General features: G+C 58.1%; 16 protein-coding genes. 10 read left to right on the top strand and 6 right to left on the bottom strand.

The genetic code is table 11. The features are described 5' to 3' along the window. The first annotated feature begins 168 nt into the window (after positions 1-168). The 4 genes from AUL30_RS15745 (at position 169) to AUL30_RS15735 (ending at position 4,386) form a co-directional block, all read left to right on the top strand. Positions 169-1,002, top strand: coding sequence for an ABC transporter permease (locus AUL30_RS15745; RefSeq protein ID WP_244490862.1), 834 nt, complete (start codon positions 169-171; stop codon positions 1,000-1,002). A 1-nt stretch (position 1,003) separates the two neighbouring features. After that, on the top strand, positions 1,004-1,777 hold the full coding sequence (locus AUL30_RS15740; protein WP_062228839.1) for an ABC transporter ATP-binding protein: 774 nt from the start codon (positions 1,004-1,006) through the stop codon (positions 1,775-1,777). Positions 1,778-2,587: 810 nt separating this feature from the next. Continuing rightward, positions 2,588-3,478 (top strand): glycosyltransferase family protein, encoded by an 891-nt coding sequence (locus tag AUL30_RS19530; protein ID WP_083507985.1) that lies wholly within the window; start codon positions 2,588-2,590, stop codon positions 3,476-3,478. Next, a complete protein-coding gene (locus AUL30_RS15735) occupies positions 3,475-4,386 on the top strand; it encodes a rhamnan synthesis F family protein (RefSeq protein ID WP_192843078.1) in 912 nt (303 codons plus the stop codon). Before AUL30_RS19530 ends, AUL30_RS15735 begins: the two co-directional genes overlap by 4 nt. Positions 4,387-4,389: 3 nt before the next feature. Here AUL30_RS15735 and AUL30_RS15730 read toward each other — a convergent pair whose 3' ends face one another. After that, positions 4,390-5,511 carry a glycosyltransferase family 4 protein gene (locus AUL30_RS15730; RefSeq protein ID WP_062228837.1) on the bottom strand — a complete coding sequence of 374 codons (1,122 nt, stop codon included), beginning with the start codon at positions 5,509-5,511 and terminating at the stop codon, positions 4,390-4,392. 631 nt (positions 5,512-6,142) lie between these two features. On the opposite strand from AUL30_RS15730, the gene AUL30_RS19525 reads away from it, so the two are divergent. The 6 genes from AUL30_RS19525 (at position 6,143) to AUL30_RS15695 (ending at position 14,744) form a co-directional block, all read left to right on the top strand. After that, complete coding sequence (locus AUL30_RS19525; protein WP_083507983.1) at positions 6,143-9,130, top strand: glycosyltransferase; 2,988 nt, start codon at positions 6,143-6,145, stop codon at positions 9,128-9,130. 259 nt (positions 9,131-9,389) lie between these two features. After that, positions 9,390-10,508, top strand: a complete 1,119-nt coding sequence (locus AUL30_RS19520; protein ID WP_083507982.1) for a DegT/DnrJ/EryC1/StrS family aminotransferase — start codon at positions 9,390-9,392, stop codon at positions 10,506-10,508. Next, a complete protein-coding gene (locus tag AUL30_RS15710; RefSeq protein ID WP_062228834.1) occupies positions 10,496-11,509 on the top strand; it encodes a glycosyltransferase family 2 protein in 1,014 nt (337 codons plus the stop codon). Before AUL30_RS19520 ends, AUL30_RS15710 begins: the two co-directional genes overlap by 13 nt. A 2-nt stretch (positions 11,510-11,511) precedes the next feature. Next, positions 11,512-12,489, top strand: a complete 978-nt coding sequence (locus AUL30_RS20210; protein ID WP_157070226.1) for a WxcM-like domain-containing protein — start codon at positions 11,512-11,514, stop codon at positions 12,487-12,489. Positions 12,490-12,495: 6 nt separating this feature from the next. Continuing rightward, on the top strand, positions 12,496-12,879 hold the full coding sequence (locus AUL30_RS20320) for a GtrA family protein (RefSeq protein WP_062228833.1): 384 nt from the start codon (positions 12,496-12,498) through the stop codon (positions 12,877-12,879). A gap of 11 nt (positions 12,880-12,890) precedes the next feature. Beyond that, positions 12,891-14,744: a hypothetical protein gene (locus AUL30_RS15695; RefSeq protein ID WP_157070225.1), complete on the top strand. Its 1,854-nt coding sequence runs from the start codon at positions 12,891-12,893 to the stop codon at positions 14,742-14,744. A gap of 167 nt (positions 14,745-14,911) precedes the next feature. Here AUL30_RS15695 and AUL30_RS15690 read toward each other — a convergent pair whose 3' ends face one another. The 5 genes from AUL30_RS15690 to AUL30_RS15670 all read right to left on the bottom strand — a co-directional run bounded on the left by AUL30_RS15690 (position 14,912) and on the right by AUL30_RS15670 (position 21,431). Next, complete coding sequence (locus AUL30_RS15690; protein WP_062228831.1) at positions 14,912-15,733, bottom strand: ChaN family lipoprotein; 822 nt, start codon at positions 15,731-15,733, stop codon at positions 14,912-14,914. Next, positions 15,730-16,467, bottom strand: a complete 738-nt coding sequence (locus tag AUL30_RS15685; protein WP_062228830.1) for a hypothetical protein — start codon at positions 16,465-16,467, stop codon at positions 15,730-15,732. The genes AUL30_RS15690 and AUL30_RS15685 overlap by 4 nt, the downstream gene beginning before the upstream one ends. 17 nt (positions 16,468-16,484) lie before the next feature. Continuing rightward, positions 16,485-18,176, bottom strand: a complete 1,692-nt coding sequence (locus AUL30_RS15680; RefSeq protein WP_062228829.1) for an ABC transporter ATP-binding protein/permease — start codon at positions 18,174-18,176, stop codon at positions 16,485-16,487. Positions 18,177-18,180: 4 nt separating this feature from the next. Then, positions 18,181-20,484 (bottom strand): TonB-dependent hemoglobin/transferrin/lactoferrin family receptor, encoded by a 2,304-nt coding sequence (locus AUL30_RS15675; protein WP_083507981.1) that lies wholly within the window; start codon positions 20,482-20,484, stop codon positions 18,181-18,183. Between the two features lie 170 nt (positions 20,485-20,654). Beyond that, positions 20,655-21,431: an IclR family transcriptional regulator gene (locus tag AUL30_RS15670; protein WP_062228827.1), complete on the bottom strand. Its 777-nt coding sequence runs from the start codon at positions 21,429-21,431 to the stop codon at positions 20,655-20,657. Between the last annotated feature and the right edge of the window lie 259 nt (positions 21,432-21,690).

The following is a 21,690-nucleotide window of genomic DNA, read 5'->3' as shown; positions in this document are numbered from 1 at the left end:
CACGTCACAGCGACAGGGGAAAATTGGCGCCCGGTATCGCCGTGCCCCAGCCAAATGAGCGATACAGCACCACGCTTGTTTCAATCGTCGGCCTGACGTATTCCCTCTGTCCATTGATCTGATCGGGCCGTCGCTAACCGGCTGATACAGTTGAACCGGAGACGATCCTTGACGCAAGCCGCGCTTCTAGAGACCGACAGCAACCGATATTGGCCCTCGATGCTGCGCAAGGGCATTAGCGATATCGCGCAAGGCCTACGCCGCCACGAGTTATGGGCGTTCCTGGGCTGGCGGGAAGTCCGCAAGCAGTATCAACGATCGGTTCTAGGGCCATTCTGGCTGACGCTGAATATGGGCATCCTGGTCACCGCACTCGGTTGGTTTTACTCACATATTTTTGCGCAGAACATAACCGAGTTTCTTCCGTATCTCGCGCTTGGATTTATCATCTGGGCATTGATTTCAGGCATGATCAACGACTCTTGTACTGTATTCACGTCTGCCGCGAATTCAGTTCGACAAGCGCATCTTCCATTCAGCATCTATGCCTACCAGCTTGCTTGGCGCCACTTGGTGGTTTTCGGTCATAACATTTTTATTTATGTTGGCGTGGCAATCTTCTTTCGTATTTGGCCGGGCGCAACGGCGCTTCTTGCCATTCCTGGCATTGCCTTGATACTGACAGCGGGCTTCTTTTTGGCTTTGGTACTTGGTCCGATGGCAGCGCGATTTCGCGATATTCCGCCAATAACCGCAAGCTTTACTCAGATTCTCTTCTTCCTCACTCCAATTATCTGGACACCGCAGAGCTTGCCAGAGCGCGCTTACTTCGTAATGGCGAATCCGTTCTACCACTTCCTTGCTATCGTCAGAGAGCCACTTCTGGGGCGCATGCCAACGGCTCTGAATTGGAGCGTAAGTCTGGGCGTAACCGTCGGCCTTGCCGCGGTAGCAATTGTTTTCTTCAGCCGCCTACGCGCGCGCATCCCTTACTGGGCTTAAAATGACCTCCATCTTCCTCGACAACGTGTCAATCGACATTCCAATCTTCAATGCTGGAAGCCGGTCACTCAAAAACAACATCCTCTCGATGGCCACGGGTGGCCAGATTCGGGCCCAAGGAGGGGCCCGCGTTTCGGTCAGAGCAGTAGAAAGCCTCTCGCTTGACCTGAAGGAAGGCGCACGGCTTGCACTGATCGGACATAACGGGGCTGGCAAGACGACGCTTCTGCGCGCCATGGCAGGGATATTTGAACCGACGGCCGGCCGCATTCGTGTTACCGGAAGAGTTGCGCCGGTGTTCGACATCGGTTTCGGCATGGACCCGGACGCAACTGGCTGGGACAACATCCTGCTGCGCGGCGTCCTCCTCGGCCTCAATCTCAAAGAAATCCGTTCTCGTCAGGACGAGATTGCTGCGGCATCGGAGCTTGGTGAATTTCTGGACATGCCGCTTCGTACCTATTCGGCCGGCATGGCTACGCGTCTTGCCTTTGCCGTCTCGACATCGGTGCGGGCGGATATCCTTCTCATAGATGAAGGGGTAGGCGCTGGCGATGCAGCGTTCATCCAGAAAGCGAAGCAGCGGTTGAATGCCTTCATTGCTGAAGCAGGCATTCTTGTTCTCGCGTCCCATTCCGATGAACTGTTGCGCGAGTGGTGCAACACAGGGCTATGGATGGAACACGGCAAGGTCAGGGCTTACGGCGCGTTCGAAGACGTGCTGGAAGCGTATCATAAGGCAATTTTAGGAAGGGATGCCGCTGCCATTCAATAGGGGTTATGGCGTCGCCGACACAAGTGACCATGAAAGCGCAAAGCTTCCGATAAGGTCGTCTCAGTCTCGCTGCCGCGTCAGCCCGTGCGAAACAGGCTGCGATCGTTGGGAACGGGCTCTGTATGCCTGAATAGGGTCGTTTTACTTGGCGATCGGCGTATCCGCGCATCGGGGATATAGCATGCATGCGCCACCGCGGAACATATCCTCGATCAGGCGCCGGCGTTCAGAATTTCGTGGAGTCCATTCCGCATCGGCTTGTATGAAGTAATGCGGCACTTAATGGAGCCAGGGCTAGAACACGGAAGCGGTACTCGAGGCTGTCCGTCTCGGGGGAGCTCCCTCGCCTGTGCTGGCTTGACGCCGAACGATATGAGGTGGCCGTTTTTTGGCCAGATAACCGCGCCGGTTCGATTGGAGATATGCCAGCGGCGCCATGCTCGAACCAGGCAATCACTTGGCTATGCCATTATGACAGGACAGCCTCCGAGCTTGCGTGCACGTTCAGATTTCCCCAAACGGTGAAGTGCAGATCATCTATAAGCGAGGGATCGTTGTCGTCGGGTCGATGGGTCCAGTGTTTGCTTCTTCAAATGCCGCGGCACGGGGTTCGCTCATGCACGCGGCAAAATTCGTGCGAGCTTCAGAGCTGTGACACGGTCGGAAGGTCTACGGTACCGAAGGGACAATTATCTCAATAGATACATTGATGCCGATCAGGTCGCACAATTGCCTCGTGAACTCGGCAGCAGCGACTCAGGCAAGTATCGGCAGCGAATGGCGAAAGGCGGGGCGTGAACGCTCTCTGATATGACGACGAAGCTTCCCCACGTAGCGGCGGCCATCACCGTTTACCGCCCAGACATGATACTGTTGGAGGCGCTCATTAAGACGGCAGCATCCAGCGTCGGAAGGGTCTATCTGTTCATTGACGGCCCGACCGGAGACGCGATCAACGCTGCTGATGACGCGATGCTCAGGGCGGGTCCGGCAGGCTGTATTCATCAGTCAAAGCGCAATCTTGGTATTGCAGCGGGGCTGAATACGCTGTGCGAAGCGGCAATCCGTGATGGATTTGAGCGCATCATTATGTTCGACCAGGACAGTGAAGCCGTTCCAGATCTCATCTGTCGTCTTGACGCGACGCTTTCGCGCCTCGTAGCCGAAGGGACGCGCCCTGCCGCAGTCGGTGCGCGGCCGATTGCGGCGGAGGGGAGCGGTACGAAGGCACCGCGCTATCACGCGCGGGCAGCGGCTTCCGGCAACGCGGTTCCCGTTGATTTCGTCATCATTTCCGGTTGCCTGCTGAATCTCAATTATTGGTCGCAGATCGGCGCGTTTGACGAAGTGTTGCGGATGGACGCGGTAGACGTTGAATGGGGCTTTCGCGCTTGGTCACACAATTGTTCTGTTTGGGTCGAAGAGGTCTCCCTACTGTCTCACCGCGTCGGAACCGGAACTATTCGTCTTGGTCCGGTCGCTTTCCCACGACAGAGCGTTGATCGGATGGCGAATTATGTGCGCAGTCAAGCGCTGCTGCTTCGACAACGCCATGTTCCAATACGGTGGAAACTGCGTTCAATGATTTACGTGCCTCTCCAAATTGGCGTCTTCGTCTTGAGCGCGTCGCCAGCACTCGCGACGGCACGCAAACTAATTTCAGCTGGTCGCGACGGCTGGATCGCAGGAGGTAGATCGTGAGCTCAGTCGTTGTTTTCGTCCACGTCCACTATGCTGAAGTCTGGCCTGGCATCCGCCAGAGGCTCGAAGACACGATGGCGGTTCCGTTTCGCCTCGTAGTGACAACAACATTCGCCAATCCTGTGTTGGAAGAGCCGACGACATCACACCTGACTGGTATGCAGGTGCATCAGGTCGAGAACCGTGGTCGTGACGTGCTACCCTTCCTCAAAGCTTTGTCAGCGGCGGGGCCGTTCGAGATTGGCCTGAAACTGCACGGCAAGCGGTCCGTTCACCGCCTGGATGGGGACGCTTGGCGTGATGCGTTGCTCGATTCCCTCCTCCCCGGACGGGACAAAGTGGCCGAAATCGTAACTCGGATGCATGAGGACCCGCGCATCGCTTTGATTGCTCCGGAGAACGCGCTATGCGCAATCAACAAACACATTGCGGGCAATACCCGGGCAATGAAGGCAGTTGCGAAGAAATTGTCTTTGGACCTTGGCCAGGTGACGGAACGAACACCGTACTTTTCTGCGGGTACGATGTTCTGGTTTCGGCGGGAAGCAATCCTTCCAGCAGCAGTGGATAATATCGATCCACTCTTTGCAGCTGAGAATCGTCAGACAGACGGCACTGCCGCGCATGCTCTTGAACGACTGTTTACCGTTATTGCTGAGGAAGGTGGCAAGGTGACCTTGCCTGTTGATGCCCTGAGTGAAACGTCGGTAGCTTCGAGCTTGGATCAGCTACGGTCTGCCGCTCGCAGCCGGGTCGATCGCGACCAGACATACGTTCTGGTTCCGAACCGCGTGGTTGCCTTCGCGTTGCGGCATGCAGGCTTTGTCGTGCCTCTGTATCTCGGACTTCCGGTCCCGCTACGCCGCCTGATCAAAAGCAGCATCCGCGTGTTTGTGCGCGATCGCTAACGGTCAGCGGCCGTACATCTGAGAGACCTTGGCAATGACGGCCGCTTCGGTGAAACCGTCTTCGACACGAGCCCGAGCCGATCGCCCAAAGCGGGCAACCTTCGCGGGATCTGCGGCGAGGCTTAAGATTGCCTTGGTAAGTGCGCCAGCATCGCCAGCGGGTACGACGACACCATCGATCCCATCCCGGACAAACGAACGGCACCCCGGAACGTCTGTCGTTAGGATAGCGCGTCCACATGCGGCCGCTTCCAGCAGCGTCCGTGGCAAGCCCTCCCCCCCGCGAGAGGGCAGGCAAGCAACATGATGCTCGGCCCAAACCTCGCGCGCGTCCGCCGTGAACCCTCGCCAGGTGATGCCTTCGCGCATTGACCAGTCCTGCAGCGTTTTCGTTGAAATCGCTTTTGGGTTGGACGGATCAGGTGCGCCGAACAATGAAAGCTCGACGGCAACGCCTTTCGAGCGAACTGAAGTTACCGCATCGACGGCAAGATCAATACCTTTTGACCAAAGCATACGCGAAACAACAGCTATTTTTAGCGGAGGACAAGGCAGATTAGCAAGCGGGCGATAATGTTCGGGATCTACGCCCGCGCCGCCGACGATTGTCACCGCAGCGTCTCCAGGCTCGAAGTCAAAGCTGCGTGGATCATCCTCGTTCTCGAAAAGGAACTGCGTCCTCTTGCTTTGAAGCAGCCGGCGGACGATGAGAACGACAAGACGCGCCAAAATCCTTCCAGCCGTATCAGTACGCGCTGTCAGGAAGCCTCCGCCAGTAACGGCAAAGACCCGATCCTCGATACCCGCCAGCATTGCCGCTGCGCCGCCCACGAGAATCGAACGAAGCGCGATGAGATGCACACGCTCAACCTCCTCCTGCTTCAGCACCCTCGCCAGACGCCTCACGGCAGAAAGAATGTTCAGCGGGTTCAGACTACGTCGGTCCGCCTCCAGCGGCACGACACGCGCTCCAGCAGCCTCGATCAATGCCGCATGATCGCGAACTCGGGTGACAACGATCGGCTCGAAGCCGGAATCGCGAGCGGCTCGCAGCATCGGCAAAAAGTGCGAGGCAAAGAACCAGTCCTCGGTGACGATATAGGCAAGCTTATGCGAGCGGCTCATTGTGCCCCGAGATGACGGCAGGATTGTCGTATCGGCTCTTCACCTATTTTCGAACTGCTGTCCACCTGCCGCAACAGGTGACGCCAGCTTCCTTGCGAGACTAAGCCCATGCCTACGCGAACGATCGCTTGCGAGATAGTAGGCTATCGGCGCAACTCGGCTCAATAATGCTCCAACTCCGAAAAGGAGCGTGTATCGCACCAGGTGGGAAAATGATGCGTACCGACATGCGTGACCGAACTGCTCGTTCACCCGAACCAGCTTGTTTGCACCTTCGGTTTGCCGTAATCCGATGGAATATGCACGTAAGGACCGGCGCAGTCCGCAGTGTCGATGAAACGCCTTAGGGTTGCCGAATTCACAGCGAGAAAGGCTGCAGTTTACTATTAGACGGCGGCCGTTGGCACTCGGCATATCGCGAAAATGGATGGCAACATCACTCGAGGCTATAACTGCGAGACTGGATGCCAGCGCAATGCTGTATAGTCGTGCCTGCCTCAGCGCAAGATGCGGCATGCACGCCATGCAAGTTCAAGAATGAGACTGCTTTCCCCACCACCATAAGCGCAATCGTCAACACAATGCTAACAAAGTGCACTTGAATTCTATATCTAAGAGCGCGTGAGGTTTTATGGCGACCTGTTATTCGGGCGTGATTTCTGCCAAACTGCCAACTGGCGGTGAAATCGACTGGGAGCCGGAGCGGCTGGTATTTCCTGGCCCTTGGGCAGGCCATATCCCATTTGCGTTCTGGCTAGTGAAGGCCGCCGAACCGAGACTCATTGTCGAACTTGGCACGCACACAGGCAATTCCTATTTCGCTTTTTGTCAGGCAGTAGACAGATTAGGACTATCAACAGAGACCTTCGCGATTGATACATGGCAGGGTGACGAGCATTCAGGACATTATAGCAACGACATATATTCTGAGGTTTTTGATTACAATAAGATCCGATACTCAACCTTTTCTAGACTGCTTCGTACGACGTTCGACGATGCGCGCGCGCAGTTTGAATCACGTAAGATCGATATTCTGCATATCGACGGCATGCATACATACAAAGCAGTTCGCCATGACTTCGAGACATGGCGTGATGCCATGTCCGATCGAGGGATTATCATTTTCCATGACACCAATGTTCGAGAGCGCGACTTTGGCGTTTGGGAACTGTGGATAGAACTTTCTCGCGAACACCCCTCCTTTGAATTTCTGCATTCCAATGGGCTTGGTGTTCTGGGCGTTGGTCATAATCTGCCATACGGCATAGCTCGTCTCATCGAGGCAGGAACCGATCCAGACGCGACAGAGCATATTCGTTGCCTTTTTGCTGGCAAAGGCAAGTCTCTAACGTTACGGACGGACATCCTGGCGCTAAATCAGACATTATCGACGTTGAAAAGCGAGCTTAATAAGATTGAAGCATCTCATGCCCGCCTCTTAATTGAGTTGGAGGCAGGTCAGGCAGAGTTGAGCCGAAGGAGCGATCGGGACTCTCTTTTCTCGGACCGTGCTGCGATCGCCGCTGAACTTGAGGACCTACGCAACCAGTATCAGGCTGCGTGCGCAGAGCGCGAAACGCTGCGCGCGGATCGAGATCGCCTTCATCTTGCCTATGATAGGGTTGTCACCTCTACGAGCTGGAAGGCGTCCGCACCGCTCCGTCGGGCAATACAGGAAATCTCGCCGCAAAGACGGAAGATACTGCGGCGGATCGCTCGGGCGGGCTGGTGGACCGTCACCCCTTGGAGAATGCGCAACCGCCTGCGCGCTATGCGGGCTGCTGGCCTCCCGCAAGGTGCTGGGCTGCTGGAAATGCTCACACACGCTGAGCAAGATTTACAGCCACGTAAAATCGATGACGGATACGCGGAATGGGTCCGCCTACATGACACGCTCGACGACCATGACCGCAATCTCATTAGGCAGCACATCCAAGCGTTGACGTTTTGTCCAACGATTTCGATCGTCGTTCCGGTCTACAATACGCCGGAGACAGCACTCACGGAGATGATCGCTTCGGTGCGCAACCAGCTCTATCCTTATTGGGAGCTGTGCATTGCCGATGATGCGTCGCCGTCGCCACATGTGGCTCGCCTGCTTCAGAAGGCGGCTCAGGAGGACGATAGGATCAAGCTCGTGCGCCGGGAGAGCAACGGGCACATTGCAGCCGCAAGCAACAGCGCTTTGAAGCTGGCAACCGGGGAGTTTGTCGCCTTACTTGACCATGACGACATCCTTGCTGAACATGCCCTCTACGAAATCGTTGCGGACCTTAACGTTCACCCCAACACCGATATTTTATATTCCGACGAAGATAAGATTGACGAAGCAGGAAACCGCTACGATCCTTACTTCAAGCCAGATTTCAACATCGAACTTTTGCTTGGTCAGAATTTTGTTAGCCATCTCGGAGTCTATCGCCGTTCGTTATTGGAGCGTATCGAGGGCTTCGTACCTGGAACGGAAGGAAGCCAAGACTACGATCTCGTCCTGCGCGCGGTTACCGCTGCTGGCGTCGAGAGAGTCCGCCATATCCCGTCGGTTCTCTACCACTGGCGCCAGGAGAAAACCGGTCATTCATTTTCGCAGAAGAATATCGAGCACTGTGTTCGAATTGGCAGGGAGTCTGTCCAGCGTCTCTTGGACAGTGCGGAATTTGGCAAAGGTACGGCAGTTGCCGTACCGTCACTTTGGCAATTCAACCGCGTCGTATGGCAGCTTCCAGAACATCGCCCGCTTGTAAGCGTAATCATTCCGACACGTGACCGGTCCGAACTCGTGCGCAATTGTGTTGAAGGGCTGCTGCGGAAAACGTCTTACTCCCCCATAGAGATTATTATTGTAGACAATGAGAGCAGAGAAAGGGAAACCCAGCAACTTTTCGAAACCCTCTCACTCGATAATCGAATTTCAGTTTTACAAGTTGCCGGCTCATTCAACTACTCGAAACTGAACAATCATGCGGCCTCTCTGGCGAGAGGCGATATTTTGCTGCTCCTTAATAACGATATCGAAATGATCGAAAGTGACTGGCTCAATGAGCTAGTTGCGCAAATTTCGCGCCCCGGCGTCGGCGTTGTCGGTGCGAAACTTCTTTACGGCGATAGCCGTATTCAGCATGCCGGTGTGCGTTTAGGAGCGGGGCATTCATCCTTCGGCCTGGGGATAGCAGGTCATACAGGACAGTTCCACTCGAGGAATGATCCTGGTTATTTCGGTCAACTCCTTCTCGCAAGGGAAGTCAGTGCTGTAACTGGAGCTTGTCTTGCTATCCGGCGCGACGTGTATCAGAGCGTTGGCGGCCTCAATGAGGACGATCTCGCGGTCGCATTCAACGACGTCGACCTGTGCCTGCGCGTACGTGAAAAAGGCTATCGCATTGTATGGACCCCCTTCGCGGAGCTGTTCCATTTGGAATCTGCGTCGCGCGGTAGCGACGCGACCCCCGAAAAGGCAGCACGCTTCGAACGGGAATGTCTTTATATGATCGAGCGCTGGGGCGAAAAGCTTCCAGCAGACCCGTTCTTCTCACCATCATTCGACTTAGCATCCTCTGAACTGCAACTGGCCTTCCCTCCGCGTCGCGCGCACCCTTGGGATATTCCGCGCTCCCTGTAGCATCTGGAGCAATTTTGTACGCTTCCATGAAAGTGTCGACAGAGAGGCTTGTCATCGGCAGCTCCAGCCATAAAGCATGTTAAACGCAATGGAGTGCACTGGGCTGTCGGCTTTCGCCATAGCCTCGAAGCGTGATAATCCTGCAAATGCATTCGATGCCATTTCCTTTCTCCGCCGGTGCAAATCTTCCCGTAAGAGTGGAAGATGGCAGCCATTCGACAGGTCGGCAGGACCGAACGATTGTAACAACGGTTAGATTATGCCAATTCCATTGAATGATCTCAAACGCACTTACAGCTCAAACGCTGCGGCGTTCGAGGAAGCTGTGCTCGCTACCATGCGATCCGGTTGGTGGCTGAATGGCGGAAGAGCGCATGATTTTTGTAACGCCTTTGCGTCGTATGTTGGCGTGAAGCACTGCGTTGGCGTCGCAAATGGCACTGATGCGCTCGAGATCGCCATGCGGGCTCTTGTCGCTACGCGGTGTGCAGGGCGGGGTGAGGCTATCACAGTACCAAATGCCGGCGGCTATTCCGCGATAGCGATGCACCAACTGCATTTGACGCCTGTGTACGCAGACATCGATCCAACGTCGCAACTCGCCTCGCAGACGTCTATTCTATCGGCTCTGACGCCACAGACGGCTTTCGTAGTGATTACCCATTTGTATGGTAATGTTTTCGATGTTCCCTCGCTGCGCAAGGAGATGGACGCGCTCGGTTTCCCACATGTCGCGATTATGGAAGACTGTTCACAGGCACATGGCGCCAAACTAGGCGACCGAATGGTCGGGAGTTTCGGTGACGTAGCGACCTTCAGCTTCTACCCAACCAAGAATCTTGGCGCGTTTGGAGATGCAGGTGCAATCGTGACACGTGACGATGCCCTGGCTGAGGACTGCGAAGCGCTGCGCCAGTACGGATGGCGTAGCAAATACGAGATTGCGCGTCCAAATGGACGCAACTCGCGCCTCGATGAAATCCAAGCCGCGATCCTTTCCGTCCAGCTTCCGCATCTCGATCATGCCAATCAACGACGTGTTGCAATCCTGGATCGCTACGAGGCTGCGGTGCCAAGCTCCATTCGGATTGCCCGAGGCCCTAAAGGCAGCGTCGCTCATCTCGCAGTGCTTCTCTGCGATGATCGCGACGGATTGCGCGATCATTTAAACCAAATTGGCGTCGCAACTGATATTCACTATCCAATCCTCGACTGCGACCAGGCAGGGTGGCGCGACCATCTTATGAAGGAGGCCCCCGGTGGTTTGGCGAACGCGCGTAACAGCGTCATCCGTCTCCTGACTGTCCCATGCTTTCCCACCATGAGAGAAGAAGAGATTGATGCAGTTTGCCAAGGGCTCGCATCATGGAAAGCGTAAGGGTCGATAAAGCGGAACGCGAAACCGAGATCGGTGAAATCACCTGTTCCCTCATCATTCCGGTATATCGCAACGAAGAGAACATCGAAGATCTCCTCGCGGTGCTCGCGGCGATGAACGAGGAGATCGAGAATTTTGAGGTTGTTTTCGTTGTTGATGGGTCGCCAGATGAATCCGGCGCACTTCTTGCGCAGGCTTATTCCCAACTCCCCTTCCATGCCACAATCGCATACCACAGCCGGAACTTCGGCTCTTTCACAGCAATCCGCACGGGTCTGGAGCTTGCGCGTGGCAAGTATATTGCTGTGATGGCTGCGGACCTTCAGGAGCCGCCTGAGCTTATCACAAACTTTTTCGCCGTACTCGAAGCAAATGAAGCAGATATCGTTTTCGGCGAGCGAACCGGGCGTCACGATCATCCGGTGCGCGACTGGTTTTCCGATATGTTCTGGGCGACATATCGAAGGATGGTAATCAGGGACGTACCGAAGGGCGGCGTCGATATATTTGCCTGCAATCGAATGGCGGTCGATGCGGTCTTGCAGATTGAGGAGCCGAACAGCTCCCTTATTGCACAACTGTTCTGGGTCGGATTCCGCCGCAAATTTATTCCATATGAGCGGCAAGAGCGCTTGAAGGGAAAGAGCGCATGGAATTTTTCAAGGCGCATGCGCTACATGATGGACAGTATTTTTTCGTTTTCTGATTTGCCTATATTGTTGGTTTTGTGGTTTGGCGTGATCGGATGTCTCCTCAGCTTACTTTTTGGAATGTTCATTCTTTTATCGCGCCTTTTGGGTTTTATTACCGAGCCTGGTTATGCGAGCCTGATGCTCTTTATCGCCTTTACTTCGTCTGCTACGTTAGCAGTACAGGGAGTCATGGGATCGTACCTGTGGCGAACATTTGAAAATACGAAACGCCGGCCTTTGCGTATCGTCAGCCGAGTGATCTCGTCCGGCCCAGCACAATTAGTCATTCCCGCTGACACTCGGAGATAACATTGAACGAGTTCACCGTGACACCGCCCTATTTTCACCCGCAAAGTCTCTGCGAAAGCAAACAGATCGGTGAAGGCACGCGAGTCTGGGCCTTTGCACATATCCTGCCTGGCGCAAAGATCGGACGCGACTGCAATATTTGCGACGGCGTCTTTGTTGAGAACGACGTAATAGTCGGCGACGGTGTCACCGTGAAATGCGGCGTTCAACTTTGGGATGGACTACGCATTGGCGAGAATGTTTTCATTGGCCCAAACGCGACGTTTACCAATGATCGCTTCCCACGATCGCGCGCGTATCCTGAGAGTTTCTTATCGACGATTGTCGAAGAGCATGCCTCGATCGGCGCAAACGCGACCATACTTCCTGGCGTCCGCATCGGACGCGGTGCGATGATCGGGGCTGGAGCTGTCGTCACACGCGACGTTCCCCCCTTCGCTACGGTTGTCGGCAACCCAGCGTTCATCATAGGGTATCAAGACAATGTCGCTCCCGGCTTGCACCGACCCGAGATGGCCGATAGCGCCATTCTCGGCAATGCCATTGGCAGCCGGGTGAATCTTGGCGTCGGGGGCAGTTGGCTTGAGCGCCTTCCTAATTTCACCGACATGCGTGGGAGTCTAACACCCCTGGAAGAAGGAAAAGGTCTGCCATTCGAACCTAAGCGGACCTTTCTTGTTTATGGCGTTCCCAGCCATCACGTGCGTGGCGAACACGCCCACCATAAATGCGCTCAATTCCTCGTTGCAGCGCACGGCGGTGTATCCGTCGTAGTGGATGACGGTTCACTGCGCCGGGAAACACGGCTGGCCGACCCCTCAGTTGGGCTTTACTTGCCACCTATGGTCTGGGGTATTCAGTACAAATTCGACGCTGACAGCGTCCTTTTCGTCGCCGCATCGCATCCCTACGAGGCTGAAGACTATATGCGCGACTATGCGACGTTTCTTGACCTCGCCCGTTCGGTTGGCCGGAGCTAATCCGTGATGTCACCATTTCGCGGGTCGCGCTACTCAGCGGACGCTATCCGCTTTTTAATCGCCGGCTTAGTCAATACCGGCTTTACGTTTCTGCTCTACCAGGCGCTTCTGTTCATAACGCAGCCGACACTCGCATATGCCTGCGCGTGGCTCGCTGGAATCGCTTTCGTGGCCATTCTGTATCCGAATCGTGTGTTTGTTGAGGGGCGTACAAGCCTGCCTGATAGGCTCATCCTTGCACTGGTCTACGCTTCAGTTTTCATAGTTGGGCTCGGTGCCCTTTACTTGGTCCAGAGCGCAGGCATCGGCGCGCGCACAGCGATTCTGGGCGTCCTTATCTTCACGACCGGTCTCAACTTTTTCCTGTCCCGTACGGTGCTACGTCGGTGAGCGGATTGCATATGTCACAAACAAATTGGCGTACAGTCTTAACCCGAGCGACCGATGAACGCAATCTATCCATAATCTATCAAGCAATACCGTGGCTCGTGCTTGTTGCGATGGCCTTGTCGTGGATCCATCACAGTATCGACCTACCATTTATCGATGATTGGCGTAGCCTGGCAGATGGAACCGCCGGCTCGTTCGCGTTGGCGGACCTATTCCGACCTGCAAATGATACGATATACGCAACGGGTAAGTTTCTCGATGCGCTTTCTGTTCATTTACTAGGTGGCAACGGCGTTGTCGAGCAATTGCTCTCTCTCCTGGCTTGCCTAGGAGGACTGCTGCTCCTACAGCACAAACTCTTATTCTCCAGCTTCCGGAAGACGGGTGCGTGCCTTGGATATCTTGCGTGCATCTTCATGCTGCAGCCCAACACCTATTGGGGTCTCCAGAACCTAGCCTACCATCAGGCGCTACCATTGATAGCGCTGTTAGCCAGCATCACCGTGATTGTCTGTACAAGCCTTTCCAATCTATCGCTTATAGTGCTTGTGGCCTTGTTCAGCATCTTGGGAGGGTTCGCCTACATTTCAGGCGCCATTGTCGCACTGACATCAGCGCTCGTTCTTGCTGCGCTGTCGATATGCTTTGACGTGCTGGATGCGAGACGCCTGCGTGCGGGGGCGATTGGATTTGCTATCGGCGCGCTTATCACTCTGCCTGCCCAACTTTGGGTTATCCTTATAGTTCAGAAAGGGCACACCCACAGTGCCGACATTCCGTGGACGATGCCTTGGCAGCTTGAATTTTGGGTCTTCTTAACTGGCCTTGTCGGACGATCTATTGCCGCGCAGACATTAACGCCCATAGCCGCGATCGGCATGAGCCTTCTGCTGGCAGGAGCGATAGGCGCTTTGGTGATTGCCAGCCTGCGTGAGGTCATGCGCGGGAGCCGGTTACTTGAGCATCAGAAGCGCGCGGTTATCTTCCTGACACTGGTTTTCGGCATAGGGGCATACGCGTTGCTTGTGACAGCAAGCCGAGCCTCGCACGGTGCCAGCAGCGATGCGCCACTCTACGATTGGTTCATGAGAAGCGGCAGCCGCTTCCACTTTTTTTGGCTTACAATTCTTGTCCCCTGGATCGTAGCGGCTGCCATAGAATGGGTTCGCAAGCTATCAAGCTCAACTGGCATCGGCGTGCTGTCGGCGATTGGCCTGGTAGGCTACTCGGCAATGATTGGAACTTTCTCGCACGGCCCATACTATGAAGCGTGGGCCCAGCATCGACGCGCGGATATAGATTGCCTACAGGAAAATCTTATCATCGGTGCACCGCTCGTTTGCGGTCAGATCTGGCGGACTGATTTTACTAAGGCCGTCGATACCGCACGTGCGCTGGACATATCGTTCACGCGTCACCTGCTTTTCCCCGATGAAATGACGCTCGAAGCGCCCGAGGCATGGAAAGCGATACTCCCGGTCACGTTCGAGATCGAACAAAGTTTTGGTTTTCAGACAGAACCGTCGCGCCTTACCGGGCTGTTGGTTGCTGATCGCCCTGATTCACAGATCCTTCTCCGCGCTCAAGGCGATGATGTGGACCGTCTACGTGAGTGTCATGTTCTACGCGTAACCGGCGTAGTCGAAGGTCAAAATGATGATCTTATACAACTTTTCACAACAGATTCCGCTGATGCCGCGTACAGCGAGGGAAAGAGCGTATTCAAGCCATATAAAGGATCAACGCGTTATCCTTTCGCTTTGAATATTCGGAGCAGCGACGGTTTTATGCCGGTGATGCGACTGGATATTGGGAACAAGATTGGGCGCTACATGCTCAGTGATGTCGTCTTTAAATGTCGTTGAGTGAGCCGCGATAACGGATCATCCGACGCGTCGAACGGTCTGACATTGTGGACGTTCCGCATTCGCTTTGGTGACTGTCAGCTAGCATGCCGGACCGTTGCCGCATCCTCCTCATCAGTGATTGTCGTTCACCGCCGCATCAGCGACGAATGGAGGGAGACCGCTCATCAATCTCCAAGCCGACACAAAAGGTCGGCGATGGGTTGCGTCATGTCCGGCCCGTATGAAGCCGCGCGCGTCGGCAGCAGGATCGAACTTCCAATTCCCAGATCGTCGAGCTGGAACGGCGTTCCGTAGCCAAATTCCAGATGTCCGCGCCCGATAATACCGACGACGCGGTGGTCGGGGAACGCATCCAGTGTCTCCGCAATGCGGCAGGCAAAGGCGCGATCCCACGTCTGCTGCGCGCGCACGAACCGATCGAACTGCGGCGCGTCAGGCGTGGCGGCCCCATCGGGCCTCGTCGATTGGCCGGTAATGGCATGCAGATAGCGCCGATAGGCAGGGCTGGCGGGCCAGGCCGGGCTGATGCCTTCACGCTCCACATCCCCGATGGCGTCCCAGCCGAGCTTGCCCACATTGGTGACGAGCGGCCGTTCACAGTTCAAGGCGCGCATGGGCACGCGCATCTGTCGGCAGAAATGGAACAGGGGCCAGTACAGCTCTGCGGCAAAGCCCCAGACCTTTCCCCAGCCGACGCGATTTAGAAAGTCTTCCGCAGACAATTGCCCGTCCACGAAAGCGTCCAGGATCGGCTGCACGCGCCGCGGAAACATCTCGAAACCCATGGCGAGGGGCTGGCCCATGGCCAGGAGCCCCGCCGCCGTATGGAGCTGCCATCGATGGACCGCGGCGTCGTCATGCGTTTCACCCAGGAGTATGACCCTGTTGCGAACGGCGCTGCGCAACGCCGCCGCGTGCGGCACGACGGCCAGGGACGACGTGTCGATCCAGCCGCCGGCCGGATGGTCGATCCCGCCTGCGCTCACCAGGCTTCCCCCTGCAGGAGGGGCAGTTGCGACGCAGCGTCCACTGCAACGATGAAGAGGCCGATCGGCAGACCGTGACTGTCCAGCGCGGCCAGTCGTCCGGCGTCATTCTCCCGGCCCCATCGGGCGACGGCGCCGCCGCGCAAATGGAGGTGGAAGGTCTCCGTCATCACGTTGGAAAAGCCCATGGCGCGGCTTACCGTGCCGACCTTGCCGCGCCAGCGCTGCCGGAAGCCTCTTGCCTCCAGGATGAGTTCCACCGTCTCTTCCGACTGGCGTAGCGCGTCCAGCAAGAGGAAGCCCGGATCGTCGTCGTCCAGCGCAGCCTGCGCGGGGCGCGGTGCCGGGGCGAGCGGATCGGCGGGCCTTCCCGGCACGTCGCCAAAGGCCCGGTCGAACGCCTCCCGGCCGTCCAGCATGACGAAGCTCAAGACCGGCTCCCCGTCGGCGCCCTCGAGCGCCAGACGCGGCATCGCGCGGTCCCCCATCATGGCCGTAAAGTCCGCCGAGATGGTCCGGACGCTGGAAAGGTCGAGCTCTCCCGCATGGGCGGCCCCTTCCAGCCTGGCGCATCCATCGGCAAACACGACCTGTTCCACCGGGCCGATCCGCTCATGCGTCACGCCCTTATGCTTGCCGATCGCCATGAGGCGGCCGAGCGTGGGCAACAGGGGCAGGATCGCCTCCGGCGCACTGTCCAGCCGGCGTCGATCCGTTTGTGCGTGCAGTTCCATGGTGTTTCCTTTGCGTGTCATGCGGTCAGCGGCATCGCCGGAACGGCGCGCTGATCCAGGTCGATACGGCGCAGGCCGCCAAAGCCCGGCGGTTCGCGGTGGGCGATCATGATGAATGTCGTGTCCGGCAGTTCCTGGCGCAGGCGCTGCAGCAGCTTGCCTTCGGCCGCGGCGTCGAGCGCACTGGTCGCCTCGTCCAGTATGGCAAAGGCCGGCTTGTGCAGGAGCAGCCGCGCCATGGCGAGCCGCTGTGTCTCGCCTCCCGACAGGCAATCCACCGGCTTCAGATCGGCCCCCTCATCCATGCCGACGAGCCCCAGCGCCCGCATGATCGCCCCCTGCCCGAACCGGTCCGGCGGGCTGGGATAGGCCGCCGCCTCGATGAGGGAACCGGACGGCATGTAGGGGCGCTGCGGCAGCACCATGATACAGCCGGCAGGCCGCATGACCCGGCCGTCCCCATGCGGCCAGAAGCCGGAGATCGCTTTCAGGAGCGTCGTCTTGCCAAGGCCCGACCGACCACGGATCCAGGCATGATCGCCATGACGGAGGGTCAGGGCCGGCACGGTCAGGAGCGCGGTGCCGCTCGGGCTGCGCAGGCTGAGATCGATGAGTTCCAGCCGATCCGCCGCATCGGCCAGCGCAATCGGCTTAGGGGTGTCGTGGAAGCCTTTGGCAGCCTGCAGGAAGCTGTCGAGGCGCGTCGCGGTTGCGGCGAGCTCCGCCAGATCCCGGTAGGAGAAGATGAACCAGGACAGCGTCGTGACCACATTGGAAAAAGCCATCGCAAGCTGCATCAACCCGCCGAAATCGACGGCCCCGGCGAGGTAGCCGGGCATCGCCACAAAGAGCGGGATGCGCAGCACGCTGTGCTGGAACGGGTAGGTGAAGGATTGCAGGATCATTTCCCGACGGACGAGGTGGCGCCAGTTCTGCGCCACATCTTCGAAGCGCGCTGCGAAGCGCCGACGGTCGGCGGCCTCGCCATCGGACAGGGCGACAGCGTCGAAATGGCCGCGCCAGCGCGCAAGGGCAAAGCGAAAGCTCGCTTCACGGTGTTGCTGCTCGGCAAGGACGGGCTTCAGGCGCCGGCCGAGGGCGTGCGTCAACACGCTGCTCATCGCGGCATAGAGGAAGGCCGCCCAGACCATGTAGCGGGGAATGTCCAGGTTCAGCCCGAGCGGCGCAAGGGAGAGTGCAAAATCGGACAGAGCCCATAGGAGCGCCACATAGGAGAACAGCCCGACCACCCCCTGGATGAGATCGAGCACTTCGCCGAGCAGCCCTGCGACGAAGAACCGGCAATCGTCGGCAATGCGCTGGTCCGGATTGTCGATCGCGGAGCCTTGCCCATTGGCCAGATGCCAATAGGCCTTGTCCCGCGTCCAGGCATCCAGCGCATGGTCGGTGAGCACCCGCCGCCAGCGCAGCTCCAGGTGCTTGCGCATATATTCGGACACGATATGCCGGGCGGAGTTCAGCCCGACGATCACGGCGAAAACGCCGATCTGCCGCAGGATCTGCGGCCCGTCGACCGATTGGACGGCCGAGTAGAAGGCGCCGGTCCACTGGACCAGCCGGACGGTCGCATAGACCGCCCCGAGCTTCAGGCAGACCACCGCCAGGAAGATGGCGATGCCGATCCGCCCCGCCGGCGTGGAGACGCAGATGCGGACGAGCCGCTCGAATTGACGGAACAGATCGTGCATCGGATCAGAACTTCACCGTCGCGCCGATCTTGAAGACGCGGCCCGGGCCCGTCTGAAGCTCGAGCGGGTTGACGTTCGCGACAGCGGCCGATGCCGGCGTCAGATTGTAGTTCTGGAGCGTGTTCGGGAAGTAGCGCTTGTCGAGGATATTCTCGATGCCGAGCGTCAACTCGAAGTTCTCACGCGGGGTCCATTTGGCATAGGTGTCGAACAGGGCGTAGCTGGACGGAAGGAACAGCGCGTCGTCGCTTGCGTTCGTCTTGCCGGCTGCGAAGGTTCCGAACAGTTCGAGCTGCAGGTCGTATTGCGTGATCTGATGCGTGACGCCGACGATCGCCGTGATCGGCACCGCGCCGTCGAAGTAGGTCTTGGTCGCGTCCGCGGCGACGCGCTGGTTGCCGCGGCTCCAGCTCAGGCTGCCATGCAACTTGGTATAGTCGGCAACCTCAACCTCCCCGGCCAGTTCGACGCCATAGAGGTTCACGTCCTCGACATTGTCGAACGTATAGGCCGTAACGACATTGCCACTCGGATCCGTAATCGTGGTCGGCTGGAAGCTTCGGATGAAGTTCTTGTATTGGGAGTAGAAGACCCCGGCGCTGAAATAGGCCCGGCCGTACCGGCCCCGTATGCCGGCTTCGTAAGCATCGACCGATTCGGGCTTGAGCGAGGGGTTGGGAACGATCGCCGATCCCGTGAAAAGGTCCGTGCTCGACTGGAACAGTTGCTGGGACGTCGGCATCTTGAACCCCTGCCCGAAGGAGGCATAGGCGGAGTAGGTCTCGTCGAAACGGTAGATCGCCCCGAGCGAGGTCAGAAGCTCCGTATGGGACTGTTTCTCCGGCTCGAAGCCCGGCAGGCCGGGATAGGTGTCGTCGCCCGTCGGGTCGATCCCGTAATAGGCCAGCCGCACCCCGGGCGTCAGGGTCAGGCGACCGTCGATGAGGTCCACATCGTCCTGCAGGTAGACGTCCGCGCGGTCGGTGGTGACGCGTGGGAAACTGAAGCCCTGGTTCTCGGCGACCGTCGTTCCACCGGTCAGCGAATTGAAGGTCGTGTTGATGCCTTCGTAGTCACCCTTCGTGTGGCCGCCGTCGAAACCGTAGGTCAGCGTATGTTGACTCCCGGACAGGCCGAAGGAGGATTGCAGCTGGATGTCGGCTTCCAGGAAATCCTCGCTGTAATCGCGATACTGGTTCACCGTCAGCGTCCGGTTTGAATAGCGCCGCGTCTGGTTGCTGTCGGTCACCCGGCTCTGCGGCGCGTAGGAGACGGACCACGTCACATTGTCGAGCCAGGATTCGCCAACGATCCACTCGTGCTGGAGCGCGATGCGCTTGCGGCTCATCTCCAGATCGCGGGGGTAGGCCTCGCTCACATAGGCCGTCCGGGTCGCGATCCCGGTCGGGGAGGCCGACATGTCGTAGAGCTGGTCGACCTGCGTGTTCCGCTCGAACCACTCACCGGTCAGCTTGATCGTGTGCTCGCCGTTCGGCGTCCAGACCAGCTTGGCAAGGCCGTTATCGACCCCCGTATCGGCGGGGAACAGGCGGTCGCAGCCGATCGTCAGGCGCGAACATCCCCAGATGCCGCCATCGGCGCGCGCATTCGACAGGCGCGCTTCGTGCCCATCGCGCCGCCCATAGCTCAGGAGGATCGAAACATCGCCGAAATCGTAGGCGCCCGTGGCCTGTTCGCGGAAGGATCGGTCGAAACTGTCATACCCGCCCTTCAATTCGATCGCCCAGGGCTTGTCGGCCCCGATCAACAGATCGGACGGATCGCGCGTCTGGAACATGACCGCACCGCCCAGCGCATCGGAACCCCACAGGACCGAGTTCGGCCCCCGCACGATCTCGACGCGCTTGAAATTCGACATGTCGAAGAAGTCGCGGCTGCCGTCGGTGATCTGCTCCTGCACCCGGGAGCCGTCCACCGTCATGAGCACGCGGTTGCCGCTCATGCCCCGGATGGTAAAGCCGGACAACTGGCCCCACGGGTTGGTGATGGAGGTCGTGCGGCCGACGCTGACGCCCGGCTCGTAGCGGACCAGGTCCTGAATATCGCGCACATTGCGCTCGTCCATCTGCGCACGGTCGATCACCGACACCGTCTGCGGTACGTCCAGCAACCGCTTTTCCGTACGTGTGGACAGAACAAGCACCTCATCCAGCTGAACATCCGCGCCGCTGTCCTGCGCGCGCGCCGTCTGCGCTGCCGTCAAGGGGAGGAGGCATGCGCCAGCCATGAGAATGCGCGCAAAGGCGCGCCCCGGCGCACGCGGCGCCGGCTCCAAACCGTGGGTCATCGTTGAAAACTGCCCTGACAAACTCGAACGGGCGAGTGATCGTAAACTTGATGATTCGAGTCAAGTTTTAACGTGTCTAAATTGTGTCATTTTTGCGGAGGTTGTCGAACGCGACCCGGCTGGAGCCGACGTGACGGGCTGTGCTCCTGCTCTTATGTCTATCGCGGAGCTTAAGCCGGCACCGTATCGTAGAGGCCGGCAGAAATATCGCGCGCGGCAGCTTGCAGGCGGTCGATGATGCGCTCCCGTACAGTCCCCGTGACCCGCCGTTCGGGAGCCGACAGGCTGATGGCGGCCAGGGGGTAGCCCGCCTCATGACGGATCGGCGTGCCCACGCACATGATACCGTCTTCGTTTTCGCCGGCGTCGATCGCGATGCCGGAGGTCTCCACCGCGCGGAGCTGGCGCATGACGGCCTCATACTGCGTCATGGTGCGGAATGTCCGTTGCGGCAGGGTTTGCGAGATCAGGCGCCCTCGTTCCGGTTCCGGCAGGCTGGCGAGGATCGCCTTTCCGAGCGCGGTCGAGTGGAGCGGATCGCGGCGGCCGACCCGCGCCTGCATCCGCACGCCGCGCGTCGGCTCCAGAATGGCGATATAGACGATCTCGTTGCCGGACAGGACGCCGAGATTGACCGTCTCGTTGAACTCCCGGTTCATGTCCTCCAGGATCGGCAGCGCCCGATCCCGCAGCCGCTGGATGCCGTTATCGGCATTGGCGAGCATACGGAACCGGGTGCCAACGCTGTATCGGTCCGCCGCGGCGTCATAGGACAGGAAGCCGGCGGCGCTCAGCGTCCGCAGGTAGCGGAAGGTGCTTGTCTTCGGCAGGTCGAGTTCCGTCGAGATCACGGTGAGCGAGACGGGGTGGCCCTTCTGCGCAACCGCATCCAGAACCTTCAGGGCCTTCAGGACCGGTCCCACGATGTAACCGCTGTCGGCCGCCATGCTCACAGGACTTTCTCGCAGAGAACCCAGAAGTCGTTCAGAAGCTTAGACATTTTCCGCCCCGTGAAACAAGCCGCGCTTTACCCCAGCCGCGCCTTGTGGCCAGCTTTGACCAACAGCGAATGCGGGGGTCCCATCGTGCAATCCGAACAACGTCACAGTCAAGCCAGCCCGAATCGGGGTCGCCTCCTGACATTCCAGAAATCTGCCGAGCAAACCCAACACAGCGCACAGTGGATGTCCGGCGGCGTCAACAGCA

The organism is Aureimonas frigidaquae (genome assembly GCF_001463905.1).
In the GTDB taxonomy this organism is placed as follows: domain Bacteria; phylum Pseudomonadota; class Alphaproteobacteria; order Rhizobiales; family Rhizobiaceae; genus Aureimonas; species Aureimonas frigidaquae.
Note: the sequence above shows the minus strand (reverse complement) of the source record. Positions and strands in the feature narration are given on the sequence as shown.